This window comes from Janibacter sp. UYMM211, from assembly GCF_040547045.1.
GTDB lineage: Bacteria > Actinomycetota > Actinomycetes > Actinomycetales > Dermatophilaceae > Marihabitans > Marihabitans melonis.
Genome location: NZ_JBEPOY010000003.1, coordinates 62,988 through 84,074, shown reverse-complemented (window position 1 = coordinate 84,074; position 21,087 = coordinate 62,988). Strand labels below are relative to the sequence as shown.

General features: G+C 73.8%; 21 protein-coding genes. 6 read left to right on the top strand and 15 right to left on the bottom strand.

From position 1 onward, the window contains the following. Window positions 1-41 precede the first annotated feature (41 nt). The gene (fdhD, locus tag ABIB53_RS09595; RefSeq protein WP_191564257.1) at window positions 42-875 is read left to right on the top strand and encodes a formate dehydrogenase accessory sulfurtransferase FdhD; all 834 of its coding nucleotides are present in this window, start codon (window positions 42-44) and stop codon (window positions 873-875) included. Window positions 876-922: 47 nt separating this feature from the next. Here fdhD and ABIB53_RS09590 read toward each other — a convergent pair whose 3' ends face one another. The 4 genes from ABIB53_RS09590 to pgsA are packed head-to-tail and all read right to left on the bottom strand — an operon-like array spanning window position 923 to window position 4,228. After that, window positions 923-1,495, bottom strand: a complete 573-nt coding sequence (locus tag ABIB53_RS09590) for a hypothetical protein (RefSeq protein WP_191681819.1) — start codon at window positions 1,493-1,495, stop codon at window positions 923-925. After that, a complete protein-coding gene (locus ABIB53_RS09585; protein WP_354588014.1) occupies window positions 1,492-2,643 on the bottom strand; it encodes a glycosyltransferase family 4 protein in 1,152 nt (383 codons plus the stop codon). Before ABIB53_RS09585 ends, ABIB53_RS09590 begins: the two co-directional genes overlap by 4 nt. After that, window positions 2,640-3,590 (bottom strand): phosphatidylinositol mannoside acyltransferase, encoded by a 951-nt coding sequence (locus ABIB53_RS09580; protein ID WP_354588013.1) that lies wholly within the window; start codon window positions 3,588-3,590, stop codon window positions 2,640-2,642. The genes ABIB53_RS09585 and ABIB53_RS09580 overlap by 4 nt, the downstream gene beginning before the upstream one ends. A 5-nt stretch (window positions 3,591-3,595) precedes the next feature. Continuing rightward, window positions 3,596-4,228, bottom strand: coding sequence for a phosphatidylinositol phosphate synthase (pgsA, locus tag ABIB53_RS09575; RefSeq protein WP_123091838.1), 633 nt, complete (start codon window positions 4,226-4,228; stop codon window positions 3,596-3,598). A 94-nt stretch (window positions 4,229-4,322) separates the two neighbouring features. On the opposite strand from pgsA, the gene ABIB53_RS09570 reads away from it, so the two are divergent. Next, complete coding sequence (locus tag ABIB53_RS09570) at window positions 4,323-4,781, top strand: hypothetical protein (RefSeq protein WP_354588012.1); 459 nt, start codon at window positions 4,323-4,325, stop codon at window positions 4,779-4,781. Beyond that, window positions 4,778-5,659, top strand: a complete 882-nt coding sequence (locus tag ABIB53_RS09565; protein ID WP_354588011.1) for an HTTM domain-containing protein — start codon at window positions 4,778-4,780, stop codon at window positions 5,657-5,659. The genes ABIB53_RS09570 and ABIB53_RS09565 overlap by 4 nt, the downstream gene beginning before the upstream one ends. Here ABIB53_RS09565 and ABIB53_RS09560 read toward each other — a convergent pair. The 6 genes from ABIB53_RS09560 to ABIB53_RS09535 form a co-directional block, all read right to left on the bottom strand. Then, window positions 5,577-6,134: an HIT family protein gene (locus ABIB53_RS09560; RefSeq protein WP_068275577.1), complete on the bottom strand. Its 558-nt coding sequence runs from the start codon at window positions 6,132-6,134 to the stop codon at window positions 5,577-5,579. The genes ABIB53_RS09565 and ABIB53_RS09560 overlap by 83 nt on opposite strands. A 33-nt stretch (window positions 6,135-6,167) precedes the next feature. Further along, window positions 6,168-6,623: a GNAT family N-acetyltransferase gene (locus ABIB53_RS09555; protein ID WP_191564251.1), complete on the bottom strand. Its 456-nt coding sequence runs from the start codon at window positions 6,621-6,623 to the stop codon at window positions 6,168-6,170. A gap of 107 nt (window positions 6,624-6,730) precedes the next feature. Beyond that, complete coding sequence (gene thrS, locus ABIB53_RS09550) at window positions 6,731-8,725, bottom strand: threonine--tRNA ligase (RefSeq protein WP_191564250.1); 1,995 nt, start codon at window positions 8,723-8,725, stop codon at window positions 6,731-6,733. A 118-nt stretch (window positions 8,726-8,843) separates the two neighbouring features. Continuing rightward, window positions 8,844-9,833 carry a phosphotransferase enzyme family protein gene (locus tag ABIB53_RS09545; RefSeq protein WP_354588010.1) on the bottom strand — a complete coding sequence of 330 codons (990 nt, stop codon included), beginning with the start codon at window positions 9,831-9,833 and terminating at the stop codon, window positions 8,844-8,846. Continuing rightward, window positions 9,830-11,059 (bottom strand): FUSC family protein, encoded by a 1,230-nt coding sequence (locus tag ABIB53_RS09540; RefSeq protein WP_354588009.1) that lies wholly within the window; start codon window positions 11,057-11,059, stop codon window positions 9,830-9,832. The genes ABIB53_RS09545 and ABIB53_RS09540 overlap by 4 nt, the downstream gene beginning before the upstream one ends. Window positions 11,060-11,141: 82 nt before the next feature. After that, entirely contained in the window at window positions 11,142-11,909 is a 768-nt protein-coding gene (locus tag ABIB53_RS09535) for an aspartate/glutamate racemase family protein (protein ID WP_354588008.1), read from the bottom strand. A gap of 76 nt (window positions 11,910-11,985) precedes the next feature. Here ABIB53_RS09535 and ABIB53_RS09530 point away from each other — a divergent pair, with 76 nt between their 5' ends. Further along, window positions 11,986-12,918, top strand: a complete 933-nt coding sequence (locus tag ABIB53_RS09530) for a LysR family transcriptional regulator (protein WP_354588007.1) — start codon at window positions 11,986-11,988, stop codon at window positions 12,916-12,918. On the opposite strand, the gene map is transcribed toward ABIB53_RS09530, so the two are convergent. The 4 genes from map to ABIB53_RS09510 all read right to left on the bottom strand — a co-directional run bounded on the left by map (window position 12,899) and on the right by ABIB53_RS09510 (window position 17,431). Beyond that, window positions 12,899-13,672: a type I methionyl aminopeptidase gene (gene map / locus ABIB53_RS09525; protein WP_191564246.1), complete on the bottom strand. Its 774-nt coding sequence runs from the start codon at window positions 13,670-13,672 to the stop codon at window positions 12,899-12,901. The genes ABIB53_RS09530 and map overlap by 20 nt on opposite strands. Window positions 13,673-13,885: 213 nt before the next feature. Continuing rightward, entirely contained in the window at window positions 13,886-14,737 is an 852-nt protein-coding gene (locus tag ABIB53_RS09520) for a MaoC/PaaZ C-terminal domain-containing protein (RefSeq protein WP_354588006.1), read from the bottom strand. Then, window positions 14,737-16,074: a 3-oxoacyl-ACP reductase gene (locus tag ABIB53_RS09515; RefSeq protein ID WP_354588005.1), complete on the bottom strand. Its 1,338-nt coding sequence runs from the start codon at window positions 16,072-16,074 to the stop codon at window positions 14,737-14,739. The genes ABIB53_RS09520 and ABIB53_RS09515 overlap by 1 nt, the downstream gene beginning before the upstream one ends. 61 nt (window positions 16,075-16,135) lie before the next feature. Continuing rightward, window positions 16,136-17,431 (bottom strand): acetyl-CoA C-acetyltransferase, encoded by a 1,296-nt coding sequence (locus ABIB53_RS09510; RefSeq protein WP_354588004.1) that lies wholly within the window; start codon window positions 17,429-17,431, stop codon window positions 16,136-16,138. Window positions 17,432-17,549: 118 nt separating this feature from the next. Here ABIB53_RS09510 and ABIB53_RS09505 point away from each other — a divergent pair, with 118 nt between their 5' ends. Next, a complete protein-coding gene (locus ABIB53_RS09505) occupies window positions 17,550-18,233 on the top strand; it encodes a TetR/AcrR family transcriptional regulator (RefSeq protein ID WP_068275547.1) in 684 nt (227 codons plus the stop codon). A gap of 31 nt (window positions 18,234-18,264) precedes the next feature. Then, window positions 18,265-20,187 (top strand): acyl-CoA dehydrogenase family protein, encoded by a 1,923-nt coding sequence (locus ABIB53_RS09500; RefSeq protein WP_354588003.1) that lies wholly within the window; start codon window positions 18,265-18,267, stop codon window positions 20,185-20,187. Between the two features lie 46 nt (window positions 20,188-20,233). Here the strand turns inward: ABIB53_RS09500 and ABIB53_RS09495 are convergent, their stop codons facing one another. Continuing rightward, the gene (locus ABIB53_RS09495) at window positions 20,234-20,980 is read right to left on the bottom strand and encodes a flavodoxin family protein (RefSeq protein ID WP_354588002.1); all 747 of its coding nucleotides are present in this window, start codon (window positions 20,978-20,980) and stop codon (window positions 20,234-20,236) included. Window positions 20,981-21,087 lie beyond the last annotated feature (107 nt).

The following is a 21,087-nucleotide window of genomic DNA, read 5'->3' as shown; positions in this document are numbered from 1 at the left end:
AGATGATGGCATCCTGGAGAGGACGAGCACAGGAGGTGCCCATGGCAGGTCGCAGCGCACGACGCCCGGTGACCCGGTACCGCGCCGGTGAGGTCGACCGGCGGGTCGACACCCTCGCCGTCGAGGAGCCGCTGGAGATCCGGGTCGACGGCGAGCCCTTCACCCTGACGATGCGCACCCCGGGCGACGACGTCGAGCTCGCCCACGGGCTGCTGCGCTCCGAGGGCGTCATCACCTCGCGCGAGGACGTCCAGGTCATGCGGTACTGCTCGGACACCACGACCCTCAACGTCCTCGACGTCGCGCTCACCCGCGCCCCCGGCGTGCCCCTGAGCGGCCAGCGCAACCTCGCCTCCTACGGCGGCTGCGGGCTCTGCGGGTCGAGCACCATCGACGCCGTCGCGGAGCGGGTGCTCCTCGGCTCACGGGTCGAGCACGCCGACGTCGAGGTCGAGCCCGCGGCGATCACCCGGGCCCTCGACGGGCTGCGCGAGGCGCAGACCCTCTTCGCCAAGACCGGCGGCGTCCACGGCGCGGCCGTCGCGAGCGCGCAGGGCGAGGTGCTCCACGCCCGCGAGGACGTCGGGCGGCACAACGCCGTCGACAAGGTCCTCGGCCGGCTCGTCCTCGACGACGCCCCGCCCGCTCCCCTGCTCGTCGTCAGCTCGCGCGCGAGCTTCGAGATCGTCGCGAAGGCCGCCGTCGCCGGCGTCAGCGTGCTCGCCTGCGTCTCGGCGCCCTCGAGCCTGGCCGCGGACGCGGCCGACCAGCTCGGTCTCACGCTCGTCGCCTTCGCCCGCGACGACCGGCTCACCGTCGTCACCTCGCCCGAGCGCGTCCGCCAGGGCGCCGCCGACGCCCCTGCGGCCTCCTGAGGCCGGTCCCGTCCGTCCCGGCGGGACGGCGACGGGGGGCGAAGGGGTCAGCGCGCGGCGAGCGCGTCGTCGAACTCGACGGTCTGCGGCAGCTCGGCATGACCGGCGAGGCGGAACCACCGCACGACACGCTTGCTGCGCACCCGCTGGACCTCCTTGACCGCGTCGTTGTGGAAGCGACGGGCCAGCTGCACCCGCAGCGCGGCCGCGTGGAGACGCTCGAGCGCCGCGGCGCCCGCTCCCCCGTCGGCCTGCACCTGCGCGACGACCTCGGGGCCGAGCGCCGCGCCCAGGGTCTCGGTGAGCTCGGACTCCACCCCTTCGCGCCCGGCGAAGTGCTGCCCCTCGAGGAGGTCGGTCTCGAAGGTCCGCTCCGTCGTGCGCTCGAGCGACTGGCTCGCCGCCGCCGCGACGAGGAAGCCCGTAGCCGGGTCGACGGCGCCGGAGTTGGCGACCTCGAGGGCGGCCTCGGCGCGTCGCACGAGCGCGGCGTCGAGCGCCGACAACGCGCCCTCGACCTTCGCGTGGAGGCGGTCGAGCCGGGCCGCGGAGTAGCTGAGGTACCAGGCGAGGAGGGAGACGACGGCTGCGGTGACCGCGACCCACTCGAGGACGCTCATCGACGCTCCCGCAGCCGGGTCGGGACCTCGCGCAGCGGCCGCGCGTCGAGGACGGTCTCGTAGACGGCGGTGATCTCGGCGGCGACGACCGACCAGTCGAAGTCGGCCGCCCGCTCCCGCCCGCACGCCGCGAGCTCCTCGCGCCGGGCGGGGTCGCGCAGCAGGGCGACGAGCTGCTCGGCGAGGTCGTGCGTGCGTTCGTTGCGGAAGGTCGCCCCCGCGCGGCCCCCGTCGAGGACCCGGACGAAGGCGGGGAGGTCGCTCGCGAGCACGGGCGCCCCGGCGGCCATCGCCTCGACGAGGACGATGCCGAAGCTCTCTCCGCCCGTGTGGGGGGCGACGTAGACGTCCACCGAGGAGAGGAAGGCCGCCTTGTCCTCCTCGCTGAGCGCCCCGAGCATCTCCGTCGCCGCCGCGACGTCCTGCGGCAGGCGCGAGTGCGCGGTCTGGGTCGAGCCCGGCCCGACGACGAGCAGGCGGGCGCCGGGGACCTCCCGCAGCACCTCGCTCATCGCCTCCGCGAGGACCGGCAGACCCTTGCGCGGCTCGTCGACCCGGCCGAGGAAGCCGATCGTCGGACGACCGGGCTCGCCCGACCACTGCGGCCGGCGCGAGGCGGCCGCGTAGGTCCGGGTCTCGACGCCGTTGGGGATGACGACGGCGTCGCCCCCGAGGTGGGTCGTCACCGTGCGGCGCGCGTCCTCGGAGACGGCGATGCGGGCGCTGATCTTCTCCAGCGACGGGCGCAGCAGCGGGTAGGCCGCCTGCATCGCCCGGGAGCGCAGGTTCGAGGTGTGGAAGGTCGCGACGACCGGCTGGGTCGCCGCCCACAGCGCGAGGACGGAGACGCTCGGGGTCACCGGCTCGTGGATGTGCAGCAGGTCGAAGTCGCCGTCGGCGATCCACCGGCTCACGCGAGCGGCCGTGAGCGGGCCGAAGTTGAGCCGGGCGACCGAGCCGTTGTAGCGGATGGGCACCGCACGCCCGGCCGAGGTGACGTAGTCGGGCAGGACCGTGCCCTCGTCGGCCGGGGCGAGCACCTCGGCGTGGTGCCCGTCGGCGAGCAGCCGGTCGGCGAGGTCGCGGATGTGGAACTGCACCCCGCCGGGCACGTCGAAGGAGTACGGGCTGACGAGGCCGACCCTCATGCGGCCGCCTCGTCCGGGGCACGGCGTCGTGCCGAGAGGTCGGCGACGAAGACCCGCTGCATCATGTGCCAGTCCTGCGGGTGCTCGCGGATCGCCGCGCCGAGCGCGTCGGCGCAGGCCTGGGTCGCAGCGGCGACACGCTGCGTGCGGGTGCCCTCGGCGGGCACGTCGACGGCCGGGTGGACGGTGATGTCCAGGCCCCACCGGTGCCGTCCGCGGCGCACGTGACGCATCGTCACGGGGAAGAGCGGGACGCCGGTCTCGACGGCCAGGGCCGCGGGACCGGCGGCGACCCGGGCGCGCTCGCCGGCGAGGTCGACCTCGACCCCGCTCGCGGAGAGGTCGCGGTCGGACAACAGGGGCATGACGACCGGGTCGCCGGTGCGCAGCTGCGCGAGGAGGGCGCCGAAGGTGCCGCGCTCCGCCGGGTGGATCGTCATGCCGAGCTCGCCCTCGCGGAAGTCGAGGAAGGCCTGGAACATCTCCTCGGGCCGCAGCCGCTCCGCGACGGTGACGACGTGCCCGAGATGGCGGGCGCACCACGCGCCGGCGAGGTCCCAGTTGCCCGTGTGGCCGAGGAAGGCGAGCACGGGGCGCCCCTGCTCGAGCTGGGCGAGCATCGGCTCGGTCCCCGTGATGTGCACGAGGTCGTCGACCTGCTCGCCCGACAGGGCCGGCAGGCGGAAGGCCTCGACGTAGTAGCGGAAGGCGCGGCGCACCCCCTCGGCCGTGAGCTCCTGCAGCTCGACCGGACCGAGGTCGGGCCGCACGCGGGCGTAGTTGCTGCGCAGCCGCTGCACCGAGGACCCGTCACGGCGGGTGACGACGGCCGCGACGGCGTCGAAGAGGGCGTAGGCGAGCGGCGCGGGCAGCAGGCGCAGCGCACGCCACCCGGCCCGGAAGGCCAGGACGCTCGCCCGCTCCTGGAGGCGGGGCAGGGCGGGCACCGTGCTCAGCCCCGGGCGTCGAGCGCCGCGGCGGCAGCCATGGCCTGGCTGCGCACGACGAGCATGCGCTGGAGCACGGTGACGGCGCTGGCGACGGCGAGGAGCGCGAGGACGACGGTGAGGACGCGCTCGGGCAGGCCGAGGCCGACGAGACCGGCGGTGACGAGCGCGGTGACGAGCCGGTCGGCCCGCTCGGCGATGCCGACGTCGGCGCTCATGCCCAGCCCCTCGGCGCGGGCCTTGGCGTACGAGACGAGGCTGCCGAGGACCAGGCAGGCGAGGGCGAGGTAGCCGGTGAGCTGGTGCTCGCCGCCGGTGAAGTACCAGATCGCCAGGCCCGAGAAGATCGCCGCGTCGCCGAAGCGGTCGAGCGTGGAGTCGAGGTAGGCCCCCCACACGCCCTTGCGCCCCTGCATCCGGGCCATGACCCCGTCGAGGGTGTCGGAGAAGACGAAGGCGGTGATGACGAGGACGCCGACGAGCAGCTCTCCGCGCGGGAAGAAGAAGAGCGCGCCGAAGCACACCCCGAGGGTCCCCACGACGGTCACGACGTCCGGGCTGATGCCGAGCCGCAGGAGCAGCCGGGCCACGGGTGTGAAGATCGTGGTGAAGAAGGCGCGCGCGTATTTGTTGAGCATGGCCCTGCCAGGGTAGTGGCCCGCAGCCCGCCGCCCGACCACCTGCGGGGCGCGTCGCCTTGCCTGGGAGCGGCCCAGCGGCGAGGGTGGCGCCATGGGCGAAGGGGTGTCGAGGGGCTGGCGGCTGGCCGTCACCGGCCTCCTCGTCGGCGGGGTGGTCGCCGGCAGCCTCGTCGGTGACGACCGGTGGTGGCCCTTCTCGCCGATGGCGCAGTACGCCTTCCTCGTCAAGGACCAGGGCGGGGTCATCAGCTCTCCGTACCTCGAGGCGACCACCGTGCAGGGGCAGGACGTGCGGGTCCGCCTGGACCGCGAGAACCTCGGCATGGAGCGCTCGGAGATCGAGGGCCAGCTGCGCAGCCTGCAGGCCGAGCCCTCCCGGCTGCAGGCCGTCGCCGTGCTCCACGCCCGGCGTCAGCCCGAGCAGCCCCGGTGGTCGCAGGTGCGGCTCATGGACGACCGGCGGGTGCTCGGCGACGACCCGAGCCACGAGCAGGTGACGCTCGCCACGTGGGACGTCGAGCACCCCGAGGACCCGGAGCGCGGCCTGTGAGGGGCCTCGACCTCGCGATGCCCGAGGTGCCGCTCGCCCGGGTCGCCTGGATGCGGCGACTCGTCTACCCCTTCGTCATCTTCGACGTCCTCGTCAACGTCACCGACCCGATCCCCCACGGAGACGTCCCCGCCGAGCTCTACCGCGAGCTGCCGGTGCGCGCCCTGCTCGGGCTGCCCGCCCCCTCCCCCGGCTACGTCAGGGTGCTCCTCGTCGTCATCGTGATCAGCGCGCTCGTCGCGGCGCTCGGACGCCTGCCGCGCCTCGCGGGCGCGGTGTGCGGCCTCGGGATGCTCGACTGGATGAGCAACGCCTTCTCGTACAGCAAGATCGACCACGACCACTTCGCGCTCATGGTCGCCCTCCTCGTGCTGCCGACCGTGGGCGCCGCGCGCGCCGGCGACCTCACCCCGAGCCGGGCCGCGGGCTGGGCGCTGCGGATGATCCAGATGGGCGTCGTCGCGACGTACGTCCTGTCGGCCGTGGCGAAGATGCGCTTCGGCACGTGGCTGTGGGCCAACGGCTCGACCTTCGTGTGGGCCTTCAGCCGGCGCGGCAACGACGTCGCGCAGTGGCTCGCCGGTCACCCCGCGCTCGTCCACCTCACCCAGTGGTCGCTGCTCGGGCTCGAGTTCGTCTCACCGGTGCTGCTGTGGCTGCGCGGGCGGGGTCTGGCGATCGGCATCGGCATCTGCTTCGCCTTCCACGCGACGACGGCCTACCTGCTGCACATCCACTTCCTGCCGCTCGTGGTCTGCCTCTTCGCCTTCCTGCCGCTCGAGCGGCTCGGCGAGCTCAGGCGGGGTCGGGCCAGGCCTGCGCGAGCCGGTCGCGCGCGTCCTCGAGCAGGATCGGCAGCGCCTTCGTCTGCGCGATGATCGGCAGGAAGTTCATGTCGCCGCCCCACCGCGGGATGACGTGCTGGTGCAGGTGCGCGGCGACACCGGCCCCGGCGACCTCGCCCTGGTTCATCCCGAGGTTGAAGCCGTGCGGCGCCGAGGTCGCCTCGAGCACCCGGATCGCCGTCTTCGTCATCGCGGTGAACTCCGCGGTCTCCTCGTCGGTGAGGTCGACGTAGAGGGAGACGTGGCGGTAGGGGCAGACGAGGACGTGGCCCGCGTTGTACGGGAAGAGGTTCATCACGACGAAGCAGTGCTCGCCGCGGGCGACGACGAGGCCCTCGGCGTCCCCCTTCGCCGGTGCCGCGCAGAAGGGGCAGCCGTCCCCGGCCTCGGCGCTCGGCCGCTCCCCCGTCACGTACGCCATGCGGTGCGGGGTCCACAGCCGGCCGAAGCCGTCGGGCACCCCGGCGAGGCCGCGCGCGTCCTCGGTCGGCAGCTCCTCGTGCGTCATGCGCCCGATCCTACGGAGCGCGACGGGGACCGCTCACGGGGTCCACTGCATGACGCGGGGCGAGGGGGCGCCGAAGCCCGTCGCCTCGAAGAGCTCGCGACCGGCGTCGCTGCTGCGCAGCTCGAGCCAGCGCACCCCTTCGTCGCGGGCCGCGCGCTGCAGGCTCGTCATGAGCGCGCGTCCGACGCCGGTGCGGCGGTGCGACGGGGTGACGAAGACGGACTGGACGTACCACCACTCGGGGCGGCCCTCGGCCATGAGGCTCGGCAGCTTGCGCACGCGCAGCGCGAGCAGGCACCCGACCGGCGTCCCGTCGCCCAGCTCGGCGATCCACCCGCGGTAGCCGTCGATCTCGGCGAGGAGCGCGTCGGCGTACTCGGTGAGGAACCCCGCACGGGTCGCGCGCCCGACCTCGCGGTCGTGCTGGATCCGCAGCGCGGCCAGGGCGAAGGCGTCGCGGCGCTCGATCGGGCGGATGGTCGCGTCCATGCGCCGAAGACTAGGCCCTGGGCCGCGCGCGCTACGGCGCAGTACTGGTCGTGATCACGACCAGTACTGCGCCGTAGCAGGCGTCGGAGCCGGTGCCGGGGCCGGCGTCAGACCTGGGCGCGGGTGTCGATCGCCTCGCGGATCTTCGCGATCGCGTCGGCGACGGGCACGCCGTTCTCCTGCGAGCCGTCGCGGTAGCGGAAGGAGACCGCGCCGGCGGCCTGGTCCTCCGCGCCCGCGATGAGGGTGAAGGGGACCTTCGACTTGCTCGCGTTGCGGATCTTCTTCGGGAAGCGGTCGTCGCTGCGGTCCATGTCGACCCGCACGCCGGCGGCGCGCAGCTGGTCGAGCACCTCCTGCAGGTAGGGCTCGAAGTCCTCCGCCACGGGCACGCCGAGCGCCTGCACCGGCGAGAGCCACACGGGGAAGGCACCGGCGTAGTGCTCGACGAGCACCCCGAAGAAGCGCTCGATGGAGCCGAACTTCGCCGAGTGGATCATCACCGGCTGCTGACGGGTGCCGTCGGCGGCCTGGTACTCGAGACCGAAGCGCTCGGGCTGGTTGAAGTCGTACTGGATGGTGCTCATCTGCCACGTGCGCCCGATGGCGTCCTTGGCCTGCACCGAGATCTTCGGGCCGTAGAAGGCCGCGCCGCCCGGGTCGTCGACGAGCGCGACGCCGAAGCTCTCGGCCGTCTCGCGCAGCACCTGGGTCGCGGTCTCCCACTGCTCGTCGGAGCCGATGAACTTGTCCTTCTTCTCGCCCTCCGTCGCGCGCGTCGACAGCTCGAAGTAGTAGTCGTCGAGCCCGAAGTCGGTGAGCAGACCGGTGACGAAGCGCAGCAGGTGCTCGATCTCGCCCGGTGCCTGCTCGGCGGTGACGTAGGAGTGGCTGTCGTCCTGCGTCATCGCGCGCACGCGGGTCAGGCCGTGGACGACGCCCGACTTCTCGAAGCGGTAGACCGACCCGAACTCGAAGAGGCGCAGCGGCAGCTCGCGGTAGGAGCGGCCCCGGCTGCGGAAGATGAGGTTGTGCATCGGGCAGTTCATCGCCTTGAGGCGGTACTCGGCGTGCTCCATGTGCATCGCCGGGAACATCGTGTCCGCGTAGTACGGCAGGTGCCCCGAGGTGTGGAAGAGCCCGTCCTTGGAGATGTGCGGCGTCGAGACGTACTCGAAGCCCTCCTCGATGTGGCGCCGGCGGACGTAGTCCTCCATCTCGCGCTTGATGACCCCGCCCTTGGGGTGGAAGACGACCATCCCGGAGCCGAGCTCGTCGGGGAAGGAGAAGAGGTCGAGCTCGGCGCCGAGCTTGCGGTGGTCGCGGCGCTCGGCCTCGGCGAGGCGCTCGAGGTAGGCCTTGAGGTCGTCCTTGGTCGGCCACGCCGTGCCGTAGATCCGCTGCAGCTGGGGGTTCTTCTCCGAGCCGCGCCAGTACGCGGCGGCGCTGCGCATCACCTTGTAGGCGTTGCCGATGACCTTCGTCGTCGGCACGTGGGGGCCACGGCACAGGTCGCCCCACGCGACGCTGCCGTCGCGGCGCACGTTGTCGTAGATCGTCAGCTGGGCGCCGCCGACCTCGACGGAGGCACCCTCGGCCGCCTCGTCGACGTCGCCGCCGGCCCCGCCCTTGAGCCCGATGAGCTCGCACTTGTACGGCTCGTCGGCGAGCTCGGCGAGGGCGTCCTCGTCGGAGATCTCGCGGCGCACGAAGGTCTGGCCCTCGTTGATGATCCGCTGCATCGCCTTCTCGAGGGCCTTGAGGTCCTCGGGCGTGAAGGGCTCGGCGACGTCGAAGTCGTAGTAGAAGCCGTCCCGGATCGGCGGGCCGATGCCGAGCTTGGCGTCCGCGTGCGCCTGCTGCACCGCCTGGGCGAGGACGTGGGCCGTCGAGTGCCGCAGCACGTCGAGCCCGTCCTGCTCCTGCGCCGTCACCGGCTCGACGACGTCGCCGTCGGCGAGGACGTGGGCGAGGTCGCGCAGCTCGCCGCCGACGCGGGCGACGAGGACGTCACGGCGGCCCTCGAAGAGGTCGGCGGCGGTGGTGCCCTGCTCGACCGCTCGCTCGTCTCCGGCGACGTGGACGGTGATCTGGGCTGGCACGGCGGCGCTCCTGGGGTGTGCGGGTACTCGGTCGGCGGTCCGGGGGCGCCGAGGACGGCGCGGTGGACCGGGGTCGACTCTATCCGGGGCGAAGGGGTGTCCCCACCTCGCCGGGGCCTCACCCCTGAGCGGTGAGCCGGGGGTCGAGGACCCCTTCGTCGAGGAAGGTCCGAAGCCGCACGAGGGTCGCCGCGAGATAGGCCTCGACCTCGGGGCGCAGCGCACTCGTGCTGCTCGCGAGCAGCGAGCTCGTGAGGTGCAGCTGGCGGCCGGCGAGCAGCCCCTCGAAGGTCGCGTCATCCAGCGGCGGGAGCGGGCGCACGGAGCCGTACCCGGCGAGCAGCGCCGTCGGCGCGTCGTCGTCGGGGCTGCGCCGCAGGGCGAAGGTCGCGACGGCCAGGTCGTGGGCGGCGGGGGCGAGCACCGCGTCGTCGAGGTCGACGACCCACGGGCGATCACGCCCGCTCTGCCACAGCAGCGCGTCGGGGCGCAGGTCGCCGTGGACGACGTGCACCTCGTGCTCGCGGGCTCGCGACAGCGCGGTCTGCGCGAGCCGCAGGCTCGCCTGGACGACGGCGACGTCGCGCGGGTCGCCCAGCGCACCGGTGAGCAGCTCGGGGTACCCGGCGAGCGGGTCGAGCAGCTCGGCGAAGGCGCCCTCGGGCGCCGCCCAGCCGCTCGCCTGCTCGTGCATGCGGGCCGCGGTCGCGCCGAGCGCCCGGGCCCGGTCGGCGTCGAGGTCGATGACCCCTTCGCCCTCGCACCACCACGTCGCGCTCGCGCGCAGCTGATCGTCGGGCGCGAAGCCGGGCAGGAGCACCTGCTCCTCCCCCGCCGGTCCGATCCACGGGGTGGCGACGTCGACGCCGGCCATCGCGAGGGCCTGCGCCCAGGCGGCGCGTCCGTGGACCCGGCCCTCGTCGGCGTCCATGACGGGCCGCAGCCGCAGCGCGAGGCGGCCACCGCCGACGAGGTCGACGGCGAAGGTCATGGCGCCCGGTGCGACCGGAGCCATCTGCTCGGCCTCGATGCCGAGCAGCGGCAGCGCCCGCTCCGCGGCGTCGCGCAGGGCGACGTCCCCGAGGTGGTCGGCGTCGTCCGCGCTCACAGCGTGTCCCCCGACCGCGGCTCCTCGGTGTCGCCGTCGGGGTCGGGGCCGATCGCCTCGACCGGCAGGGCGATACCCGGCCGGGCGGCGTCGACGACCTGGAGCATGCGGGTCGCGTCGACGAGCAGCGAGCCGTAGGCGAAGACCCCCGCCCCGGCCTCGTACACCTCGTCGCCGAGGGTCGTGATGCGGTCCTGGCAGCGGTCGAGGATCTCGGTGAGCTCGTCACGAGCGGCGTCGTCGGTCCGGTCGAGCAGCGACATGCCGCCCGCGAGGTCGAGGAGCACCTCGCCGAAGGCCTCGAGGTAGCGCTCGCTCGGCGGCTGCACGGGGTGCTCGGTGTCGCGCACCTCCGACAGCGTCGCCGCGATCCCGGCGATCTGGGCCTGGATCGCCCGCAGGGCACGCACCGCGTCCCGGTACCCGGTCCAGTCCGCGTCGGTGCGCTTGAGCACCATCCGCGGGTTCATCCGGGTGCTCTCCTGGCCGAGGTCGACGGCGGCGAGCACCGACGGCGCCTCGTCGGCCAGGCGCTCGCTGCGCTGGGCCCACTCCTGGGCCTCCTCGACGGTCCACGACCCGCCCTTGAGCGCCTCGCCGACGTCGGTGACGAGCCCGTAGGCCTCGCTGGCGATGCGCCGCAGCCGCTGCCGGGAGGTCTCGATGTGGGCAGGCGGCGCGACGGCGGCGTTGACGGCGATGCCGATCGCTCCGCCCATGACGGTCTCGAGCATCGTCGCGACGGTGAAGTCGGTGTCGGTGCCGCCTGCGGTGATGAGCGAGAGCAGGGCCATCGTCGGCACCATCGAGCCGTGGTCGCCCAGCGCCGGGATGCGCCCGATCGCCACTGCGACGGCGAGGACGGGGAGCATCGTCCACCAGTGCAGCCCGACGGCGAGGCCGGCGCCGGCGGCCATGAGCATCCCGATGAGCACGGCGACGAGCCGCTGCACACTGCCGCTCACCGAGCGGGCGATGGTGCGCTCGACGACGAGCATCGCGGCGAGCGGCGCGTACGTGGGAGTCGCGCTGTCGAAGACCGTCGAGGCGAGGGTCCAGGCAGCGGTGCCCGCGACGGCGGCCTTGACGACGAGCATCACCGTGCCGCGGGCCCACGGGTCGCCCTCGCGGGCGTTGCGGGCCGTGACGACGACCGGGGTGACGACCTCGCCCTGCATCCGGCGGCGCCAGGCCGCCTGCTGGGCCGGCGTCGGTTCATCACTCATGCGAGGGGACCGTAGTCCCCCGTCGCCCCGGTCACCGCATCGGCGTCCCCCCTCTGATCTGGGCGGACGCCCCGCCGACCGCTCAGCGCCCGATGAGGCAGAAGTCGGCGACCCGGTCCGCGTGGGCGCGCATCGAGTCGACGAGCGGCAGCGGCGCGGCGTGGCCCTCGCGGAAGAGGTGCTCGATCTCCGTGCACGCGAGGACGGCCGCCTCGGCCCCGCGGTCGGCGAGCTCGCCCATGACCCGGACGTGCTCGGCGCGGGAGGCGTCGGTGACGACGCCGCGGGTCAGCTCGTCGAAGACGACCCGGTCGACGAGCTCCCGGTCGACGGCGTCGGGGACGACGACCTCGACCCCCTTCGCGGCGAGCCGCTGCGCGTAGAAGTCCTCCTCCATCACCCAGCGGCTGCCGAGGAGCGCGGCGGTCGTCACGCCCTGCGCGGCGAGCTGGTCGGCGACCGCGTCGGCGATGTGGAGCACGGGCACGTCGACGCGCGCCTGCACCGCGGGGGCGACCTTGTGCATGAGGTTGGTGCAGATGGCGATCGCGCGGGCGCCCGAGGCCTCGAGGCGCTCGCCGGCCGCGGCGAGCGCGTCGCCGGCGCCGTCCCAGTCCTCGGCGAGCTGCGCGGCCCGCACCTGCTCGAAGTCGAGCGACTCGACCGCCAGACGGGCGCTGCGGTGCCCACCGAGGCGGTCTTGCACCCGGGCGTTGACGCAGCGGTAGTACTCGAGCGTGGAGTACCAGCTCATCCCGCCGATGAGACCGACCTTGTGCGTCGCCTGCGGCGCGTCGTCGGCGAAGGGGGACGCCGTCACGGCGTCGGGGGCGGCGGTGAGAGCACTCATGGGTCCATCGTCCCGACGCCGCGAGCTCTACGGAATCCGTCATCTCCTAGGAGGACCCATAAGCCATGCTTGGGTCATGGACGACGCGCCCGCCCTCGACCCTCGCCGGCTGCTCGTCTTCCGCGAGGTCGTCCGCGCCGGCTCGATCAGCGCCGGGGCGCGCCGTCTCGGGTGGACCCAGCCGGCGGTGAGCCAGCACCTCGCGGCCCTGGAGCGGGCCGCCGGGATGCCGTTGCTGCTGCGCGGGCCGCGCGGGGTCGAGCCGACCGAGCCCGGGCGGGCGCTCATGGCGCACGCCGACGCGGTCGCGGCCCGGCTGGCCGACGCGAGCGCCGAGCTCGAGGCCTTCGCCGACCGGGCGACAGGTCGGGTCCGGGTCGCGGCCTTCCCCTCCGGCGCCGCGGTCGTCCTGCCCCCGGCGCTGCGGCGGCTCGCCGAGGCGCACCCGGCGATGCGCGTCGACCTCGTCGAGGCCGAGCCCCCGCAGGCCCTCGACCTCGTGCGGGCGGGCGACGCCGACCTCGGTCTCGTCTTCGACTACGGCAGCACCGACGAGCCGGCGGGCGACCTCGTGGTCGTGCCGGTCGGGTCCGACGCGACGCGCCTCGTCCTGCCCCGCGACCACCCGCTGGCCGGCGCGAGCGGCCCGGCCGACCTCGGCGACCTCGCCGACGACACGTGGGTCGCCGGGTGCCCCCGGTGCAGCGCGCACCTCGTCGAGGCGGCGGGCGCGGCGGGCTTCGTGCCCGACGTGCGGCACACGACCGACGACTACGTGCTCGCGCAGGCGCTCGTCGCGCAGGGGCTCGGCGTCACGCTGCTGCCTGAGACGGCGCTGCAGGCCTACCGGCACCCCGACGTCGTCGTGCGGCCGGCACGGCGCACCCGGGCGCGCCGCCACCACCTCGTGCACCGCCCCGGGGCGCAGCACCTGCCCGCCGTGGCGGCCGTCGTCGCGGCGCTGCGGGAGTCGGTCCCTGCCGGGCCGGTCAGGCGGACGGCAGGGTGATGACCTGCACGCCGTCTTCGGTGATGGCGACCGTGTGCTCGCTGTGCGCGGTGCGCGCGCCCGTGGCGCTGCGCAGGGTCCAGCCGTCGTCGTCTGTGACGAGACGGGCCGTGTCGGCCATGACCCACGGCTCGATCGCGAGCATGAGGCCGGGGCGCAGCTGGTAGCCGCGACCGGGGCGCCCGTCGTTCGCCACGTGCGGGTCCTGGTGCATCGTCGAGCCGATGCCGTGACCGCCGAACTCGAGGTTGACCTCGTACCCGGCGTCCTTGAGGACCGTGCCGATGGCGTGCGAGATGTCGCCGATGCGTGCGCCGGGGGCAGCGGCCGAGATCGCGGCGGCGAGCGCCCGCTCGGTGGTCTCGATCATCGCGAGGTCCGCCGGGTCCTGGGTGGGGCCGACGACGAAGCTCAGCGCCGAGTCGGCCGCGACGCCGTCGAGGACGACGGCGAGGTCGAGCGAGACGAGGTCGCCGTCGGCGAGCTCGTAGTCGTGCGGCAGCCCGTGCAGGACGGCGTCGTTGACCGAGGTGCAGATGTAGTGCCCGAAGGGTCCCCGCCCGAAGGACGGCGCGTAGTCGACGTAGCACGACGTCGCACCCGCGCCGAGGATCATCTCCTTGGCCCACCGGTCGATGTCGAGCAGGTTGGTGCCGACGGTCGCGCGGTCGCGTGCGGTGCGCAGGATGTCGGCGACGAGCGCACCGGTCCGGCGCGCCCTCTCGACGTCGGCGCGGTCGAGGATCTCGATCATCGTGGGTCCCTCCAGGTCCGCGGCCGGTCGGCCGCCGCCCCCATCCTCTCCCACGGCTCCCCCACCCCTTCGCCGAACCCCGCTCCCGGTCCGCGAGCCCCGGTCGTCGCGGCCCCGCGAGGACCGGGCCTGACGGACGACGACCGGGCCTCGGCGAAGGGGGCGGCCACCTCAGCGGTGAGCGGCCGTCTGCGACCGTCGGGGCGAAGGGGGTCAGTCGAGGGTGAGGACGAGGTGCTCGACCTCGGGGCGGCGGGCCTTGCGCAGGGCGAGGACGGCCGTCGCGCCCGGCGCGGTGGGGCCCGCGACGAGCTCGACCCGGCCCGGCAGCAGCACCGGCTTCTTGAACCACACGTGGCTGGTCGACGGGCCGTTCGCCCGCGGCCCGAGGGTGCCCAGGCACCGGGCGTAGGTCCACATCCCGTGCGCGATCGCCGACGGGAAGCCCATGGCACGCGCGGTGAGCGCGCTCATGTGGATCGGGTTGACGTCGCCGGAGACCCGCGCGTACTGCCGGCCGAGGTCGCCGGGCAGCGACCACACCGCGGCGGGGTGACCGGTCGGCGTGGCCGGAGGGGCCTCGCCGCGCGGTGCCTCGGCGTCGCCGCGGCCGCGTGCGAGGTACGTCGAGCGACCCTCCCAGACGACCTCACCGGCGACCTCGGTGACCGTGACGAGGTCGACCGTGCGCCCCTTCGGGTGCGCCGTGAGCCGCTCGGCGTGCACGGTGATGTCGAGGACGTCGTCGGCGGTCAGCCGGCGGTGCACGGCGATCGCGTTCTCGACGTGGACGAGCCCGACGAGCGGCAGCGGGAAGCCGCGCCGGCTCATGAGCTCCATCTGCAGCGGGAAGCCGAGGACGTGCGGGTAGGTGTGCGGCAGCGTGTCGTCGGCGGCGAAGCCGCACAGCCGCTGGTAGGTGCGCAGGTCGCCGCGGTCGACCCGCTGCTCGGCGAGCCGCAACGAGACGTCGGGGAGGCTCTCCCCCTTCGCCCGGCCGCCGATCGCCGACCGCAGGAAGACCGGCCCCAGCCGCGGGGTGCGGGTGAGCGTCTCGGTCCGCATCAGGCGCCCAGGAGCATCTGGCCGCAGACCCGCACGACGGTGCCGGTGACGCCGCGGTTGGCGTCCCACGCGAACCAGCCGATGGTCTCGGCGACGTCGACGGTCTGCCCGCCCTGGCTCAGGCTGTTCGTCAGCCGGCCGATCTCGCGGGTGGCGAGCGGGATCTTCGCCGTCATCTCGGTCTCGATGAAGCCCGGCGCCACGGCGTTGACCGTGACCCCCTTCGCCCGGATCTGCTCGTCCTGCGCCAGCGCGGTCGTCATGCCGATGACGCCCGCCTTGCTCGCCGCGTAGTTCGCCTGCCCGCGGTTGCCCGCGATGCCGGCGATCGAGGCCACGTTGACGACGTGCCCGCCCTCGCGGATCGCCGGGACGAGCGCCTCGTTCATCGCGAGGATCGACGTGAGGTTGACGTCGAGCACCGAGGCCCAGCGCTCCGCGTCGGTGTTGGCGAGCAGCTTGTCGCGGGTGATGCCGGCGTTGTGTACGACGACGTCGAAGCCGCCGTGCCGGGCCTGGGCGTGCTCGACGATCTTCGCGCCCGCGTCGGGCGAGGTGACGTCGACCTGCAGCGCGGTGCCGCCGATGCGGTTGGCGACCCCGGCGAGCGGCCCGCCGGCGGCGGGGATGTCGACGCAGACGACGGTCGCGCCGTCGCGGGCGAGGACGTCGGCGATCGAGGCGCCGATGCCGCGCGCCGCACCGGTGACGACGGCGACCTTGCCGGCGAGCGGCTGGTCCCAGTCGGCCGGGGTCTCGACCGGCGCGACGGGCTCGCCGACGCGCACGACCTGGGCGTCGACGTAGGCCGAGCGCCCGGAGAGCAGGAAGCGGATCGTCGCGTCGACGACCTCGTCGGCGCCCTCGGCGACGAGCACGAGGTTGGCCGTGCCCCCGCCGCGCATCTCCTTGCCGACCGAGCGCACGACGCCCTCGAGGGCACGGCGCGCCGCGGACTGGGCGACCGAGGTCGCCTCCTCGACGGGCCGCCCGACGACGACGACGCGGCCGGTCGGGGCGAGCGTCTTCAGCGCCGGCGAGAGCACGGCGCGCAGCGACTCGAGGTCGGCCGGGCTCTCCACCGAGGTCATGTCCACGACGACGCCGGCGACCGAGGTCGAGGCGCTCGTCGCGACCGGGATGCCCTCGGCCTCGAGCAGCCCGCGGACGCGGTCGGCGACCGGCGTCTGCCCGTGGCCGCCGAGCAGGACGGCCCCGTGGATGAGCGAGTCGCCGACGCGGTGGCGCCGCAGCCGGGTCGGGCGGGGCAGCCCGAGCGAGGTGGCCAGCTGCTTGCCGATGCCGCCGCTGACGAGCTTGCCGTAGTCGAATGCCATGGAGGGGGTCTCCTCGTGTGTGGTGGGGCGAAGGGGGTGTGCGGCGCGGGCCGGGTGAGGCTCAGGCGCCCTCGAGGATCGCGACGACGCCCTGGCCGCCGGCGGCGCACACGGAGATGAGGCCGCGGCTGCCCGGGCCCTTCTCGTGGAGCATCTTGGCCAGGGCGGCGACGATCCGGCCACCGGTGGCGGCGAAGGGGTGACCCGCGGCGAGCGAGGAGCCGTTGACGTTGAGCCGGTCGCGGTCGATCGAGCCGAGTGGCGCGTCGAGACCGAGGCGGTCGCGGCAGAAGTCCTCGTCCTCCCAGGCGGCGAGCGTCGAGAGCACGGTCGCGGCGAAGGCCTCGTGGATCTCGTAGAAGTCGAAGTCCTGCAGCGTGAGGCCGTTGCGCGCCAGCAGGCGGGGCACCGCGTAGGCGGGAGCCATGAGCAGGCCCTCGGCGCCGTGGACGTAGTCGACCGCGGCGGCCTCGCCGTCGACGAGGTAGGCCTGCACGGTGAGCCCGTGCTCGGCGGCCCACTCCTCGCTGCCGAGCAGGACGACGGACGCGCCGTCGGTGAGCGGGGTCGAGTTGCCGGCGGTCATCGTCGCCTGCTCGCCCCTGCCGAAGGCTGGCCCCAGCGTCGCGAGCTTCTCCATCGACGAGTCCGGGCGCAGGTTCTGGTCGCGGCTCAGACCGGCGAAGGAGGTCATGAGGTCGTCCATGAAGCCCTCGTCGTAGGCGCGCGCGAGGTTGCGGTGGCTCTTCATCGCCAGCTCGTCCTGGGCCTCGCGGGTGATGCCCCACGTCTTGGCGGTGATCGCCATGTGCTCGCCCATCGACAGCCCGGTGCGCGGCTCGGTGTTGGCCGGGGTCTCGATGCCGATGTCGGTCGGACGGATCTTGCTCAGCGCGAGGGCCTGGTTCTTCGCCCCCTTCGCGCGGTTGACCGCGAGCAGCTTGGTCCGCAGCCGCTCGCTGATGGTGATCGGCGCGTCGGAGGCGGTGTCGACGCCACCGGCGATGCCGGACTCGACCTGGCCGAGGCGGATCTTGTTGCTCACGAGGATCGCGGCCTCGAGACCGGTGCCGCACGCCTGCTGGATGTCGTAGGCGCTCGTGTGCGGGTCCAGGCTCGAGCCGAGGACCGCCTCACGGGTGAGGTTGAAGTCGCGGCTGTGCTTGACGACGGCGCCGGCGACGACCTCGCCGATGCGCTGCCCGCCGAGGTCGTAGCGGGCGACGAGACCTTCGAGCGCGGCGGTGAGCATGTCCTGGTTGCTCGCCTGCGCGTAGGGGCCGAACTGACGGGCGAAGGGGATCCGGTTGCCACCGAGGACGGCGGCGCGACGCGGGAGGTTCGGGGTGGACGTCACGAAGGACTCCTCGGTGTGTCGTGGGGTGCAGCGGGCCGCGACCGGGCTGCCCGGGGCGGGTCATTTATGCGATACGGACGGTAGCAGGTACTTCTGGTGCCTGCTAGCGTCGAGCGCTGTGAGCACGACCACCGACGGACGCAGCGCGCGCTGGGACGCGCACCGCCAGCAACGACGCGTCGAGCTCGTCGAGGCGGCGCTGCACGCCATCCGCGAGCACGGCGCCTCGGTCGGCATGGATGAGATCGCGACCTCGGCGGGCACGAGCAAGACGGTCTTCTACCGCCACTTCACCGACCGCTCGGGCCTCTACCGCGCCGTCGCCGAGCGCGTCGACGAGCTCATCCTGCGCGACGTCGGCCGGGTCGTCGGGCAGAGCCTGCGCGAGACCGATCTCGCCGAGCTGGACGAGGATCCCCGCTCGCTCATCGCCGCGGCCGTGCGCGCCTACCTCCACCTCGTCGAGCGTGACCCCGAGGTGTACCGCTTCATCGTCTCGGCGCCGATCGTCGTCGCCGAGCGCACCGGCAACGCCGCCGAGGTCGCCGCCGACACGACCGGCCGGATGGCCCTGCAGATCGGCGACCTCATCGCCCAGGGCCTCGTCGCCCGCGGCAGCGACCCCGCCCCCGCCCGGGTGTGGGGGCTCTCGCTCGTCGGCATGGTCCGCGCCGCCGCCGACGCCTGGCTCGCCGGCGAGGTCGGCGAGATCTCCGCCGACGAGCTCACCGAGCAGCTCACCGACCTCGCCTGGCACGGCGCGAAGACCGCGTGGTCACCGGCACACCGCTCCCGGGCCTGAGATCGCCCGTCGCCCTGCCAGGATGCGGCTCATGGGTACCGCCGAGCAGATCCGGACCGTCCTCGACGGTCGATGGGGCGAGGTGCGCCAGCAGGTGCGCACCGAGCTCGACCCCGCCGACTTCGCACCGCCGCGCGACCTGCTGCCGATGGACGAGCACCGCCAGCGCACCCTCGACGCCGTCCTGCGGCTCGCCGGGACGACCGACTTCGCGCGCAACGGGCTGACCCGTGAGCAGGGCGGGACCGACGACCACGGCGCGTCCGTCACCGCCTTCGAGATGCTCGGCCACGCCGACCTGTCGGTCTTCGTCAAGGCCGGGGTCCAGTTCGGCCTCTTCGGCGGGGCGATCGCCGGGCTCGGCACCCAGCGGCACTGGGACGCCTACCTGCCCGGGATGGCCGACGGCTCGCTGCTCGGCTGCTTCGCGATGACGGAGACGGGGCACGGCTCCGACGTGCAGTCCCTGCTGACGACCGCGACCTACCTGCCCGAGAGCGACGAGCTCGAGATCCACAGCCCCTCGCTCGCCGCGCGCAAGGACTACATCGGCGGCGCCGCCCGCGACGCCCGTCTCGCGGCGGTCTTCGCCCAGCTCGTCGTCGACGGCGAGCAGCACGGCGTGCACTGCGTCCTCGTGCCGATCCGCGACGAGGACGGCACCGTCCGCCCGGGGGTCACCGTCGGCGACTGCGGCGCGAAGATGGGGCTGCGCGGCGTCGACAACGGGCGGCTCAGCTTCGAGCACGTCCGGGTGCCGCGGCACAACCTGCTCAACCGCTACGGCACGATCGACGACGACGGGCGCTACCACTCGCCGATCGAGAGCGCGTCGCGCCGCTTCTTCACCATGCTCGGCACGCTGGTGCGCGGGCGGATCTCCGTGGCTGGCGGCGCCGGTGCCGCGACCCGCACGGCGCTCACCCTCGCCATCACCTACGCCGAGCACCGCACGCAGTTCCACGTGCCGAGCGGCGAGCGCGAGGTGCACCTGCTCGACTACCGCGCCCACCAGGCCAAGCTGCTGCCCCGCCTGGCCCGCAGCTACGCGCTCATGCTCGCGCAGAACGCGCTCGTCGAGCAGATGCACCGCATCGCCACCGGCGAGGAGGACGGCGAGGACGCCCAGCGCGAGCTCGAGGCCCGGGCCGCCGGCATCAAGGCGCTGACGACCGAGCACGCGACCCAGACCATCCAGGTCTGCCGCGAGGCGTGCGGCGGGGCGGGGTACCTCTCGGTCAACCGCTTCGCCGACCTCAAGGCCGACACCGACGTCTTCACGACCTTCGAGGGCGACAACACGGTGCTCCTCCAGCTCGTGGCGAAGGGGATGCTCACGAGCTACTCCGACGCCTTCCACGAGCTCGACACCCGCGGGGCCTTCTTCTTCGGCGCGCGCCAGGTCACCGAGGCCGTCATCGAGCGCACCGTCGGCGGGTCGATCATCCAGCGCCTCATCAGCGGCAGCCCGGGCCGGGACGGTGACGCGGCGCTCGCCGACCGGGGCGGCCAGCTCGACCTCTTCGAGGACCGGGAGAAGCACCTGCTCGAGACCCTGGCGATGCGGCTGCGTCGTGCGGGCGACGACGGCGCCGACTCCTTCGCGATCTTCAACGACGCGCAGCCGCACCTGCTGCTCGCCGCCCGGGCGCACGTCGAACGCGTCGTGCTCGAGGCCTTCGTCGCAGCCGTCGACGCGACGCCCCCGGGCGAGGCGCGCGAGCTGCTCGACACGGTGTGCGACCTCTACGCGCTGAGCACCATCGCCCAGGACCGCGCGTGGTTCGTCGAGCACGGGCGCCTGTCGGCCCAGCAGTCCAAGGACCTGCTCGGCGCGGTCGACCGGCGGTGCGCGCAGCTGCGCCCGCACGCCCAGACCCTCGTCGACGCCTTCGCCATCCCCATGGCGTGGCGCGAGACCGAGCTGCTCGAGGACCTCGGCGACGTCAGCTGATCCCCCTTCGCCCTCCTGCCGGGGACCGGGCGAAGGGGGACCCGGCTCAGCTGCTCGGGATGCTGCGGGTCGGCGCGACGTAGCCGAAGCGCTCGCCGTCGGACCACGCCTGGCGGTCGTTGCCGTACGTCGGCAGACCGCCGGCACGGCGCAGCATGGCGGCGGTGTGCATGAGGTTCCACGCCATGATCGTCGAGTTGTGGGCGGTGAAGTCGCTGTCGAAGCCCACCGGCTGGTCGCCCTCCTGCTCGTCGCCGAAGGACGGGCCCGGCCCGATCTCGCCGATCCAGCCGGCATCGGCCTGGGGCGGGATCGTGTAGCCGATGTGGCTGAGCGCGAAGAGCAGCGACATCGCCGTGTGCTTCACCCCGTCTTCGTTGCCGGTGATGATCGCGCCGCCGGCGCGGCCGTAGAAGACCGACTGGCCCTGGTCGTTGAGCTCGCCGGACATCGCGTAGAGCCGCTCGACCACCCGGCGGCACACCGAGCTCTCCTCGCCCAGCCACAGCGGGGTGCCGATGACGAGGATGTCGGCCTGCTCGACCCGCGGCCACAGGTCGGGCCAGGCGTCGTCGGGGAAGTCCTCGCGCATGTCGGGCTGCACGCCCGGGGCGATGGGGTGGTCCATGGCGTAGAGGGTGTCGACCTCGACGCCGGCACCGCTCATGATGGCGCCGAGGCTCTCGAGCAGGACGCCGGTGTGGGACTGGGTGGAGTCCTTGGTCAGCGAGCAGTTGATCAGCAGCGCGCGCAGGTCGTCGTAGCGCGGCGCGGTGGGGGTGGTCTGGCTCATGACCTCAGGCTAGGGAGCATCCGCCCCGATGGGGCCCGTGCCGGCGCAGCACTTTCACAGCCGCGACACCTACGCTCCGGGGACCGCCCTCGACCTCAGGAGGCCTC

Coding starts and splice junctions, on each gene's coding strand:
- fdhD (WP_191564257.1), top strand. CDS start 42: ATGGCAGGTCGCAGCGCACGACGCCCGGTGACCCGGTACCGCGCCGGT.
- ABIB53_RS09590 (WP_191681819.1), bottom strand. CDS start 1,495: ATGAGCGTCCTCGAGTGGGTCGCGGTCACCGCAGCCGTCGTCTCCCTC.
- ABIB53_RS09585 (WP_354588014.1), bottom strand. CDS start 2,643: ATGAGGGTCGGCCTCGTCAGCCCGTACTCCTTCGACGTGCCCGGCGGG.
- pgsA (WP_123091838.1), bottom strand. CDS start 4,228: ATGCTCAACAAATACGCGCGCGCCTTCTTCACCACGATCTTCACACCC.
- ABIB53_RS09570 (WP_354588012.1), top strand. CDS start 4,323: ATGGGCGAAGGGGTGTCGAGGGGCTGGCGGCTGGCCGTCACCGGCCTC.
- ABIB53_RS09560 (WP_068275577.1), bottom strand. CDS start 6,134: ATGACGCACGAGGAGCTGCCGACCGAGGACGCGCGCGGCCTCGCCGGG.
- ABIB53_RS09555 (WP_191564251.1), bottom strand. CDS start 6,623: ATGGACGCGACCATCCGCCCGATCGAGCGCCGCGACGCCTTCGCCCTG.
- ABIB53_RS09540 (WP_354588009.1), bottom strand. CDS start 11,059: ATGAGTGATGAACCGACGCCGGCCCAGCAGGCGGCCTGGCGCCGCCGG.
- ABIB53_RS09535 (WP_354588008.1), bottom strand. CDS start 11,909: ATGAGTGCTCTCACCGCCGCCCCCGACGCCGTGACGGCGTCCCCCTTC.
- ABIB53_RS09530 (WP_354588007.1), top strand. CDS start 11,986: ATGGACGACGCGCCCGCCCTCGACCCTCGCCGGCTGCTCGTCTTCCGC.
- map (WP_191564246.1), bottom strand. CDS start 13,672: ATGATCGAGATCCTCGACCGCGCCGACGTCGAGAGGGCGCGCCGGACC.
- ABIB53_RS09520 (WP_354588006.1), bottom strand. CDS start 14,737: ATGCGGACCGAGACGCTCACCCGCACCCCGCGGCTGGGGCCGGTCTTC.
- ABIB53_RS09515 (WP_354588005.1), bottom strand. CDS start 16,074: ATGGCATTCGACTACGGCAAGCTCGTCAGCGGCGGCATCGGCAAGCAG.
- ABIB53_RS09500 (WP_354588003.1), top strand. CDS start 18,265: ATGGGTACCGCCGAGCAGATCCGGACCGTCCTCGACGGTCGATGGGGC.
- ABIB53_RS09495 (WP_354588002.1), bottom strand. CDS start 20,980: ATGAGCCAGACCACCCCCACCGCGCCGCGCTACGACGACCTGCGCGCG.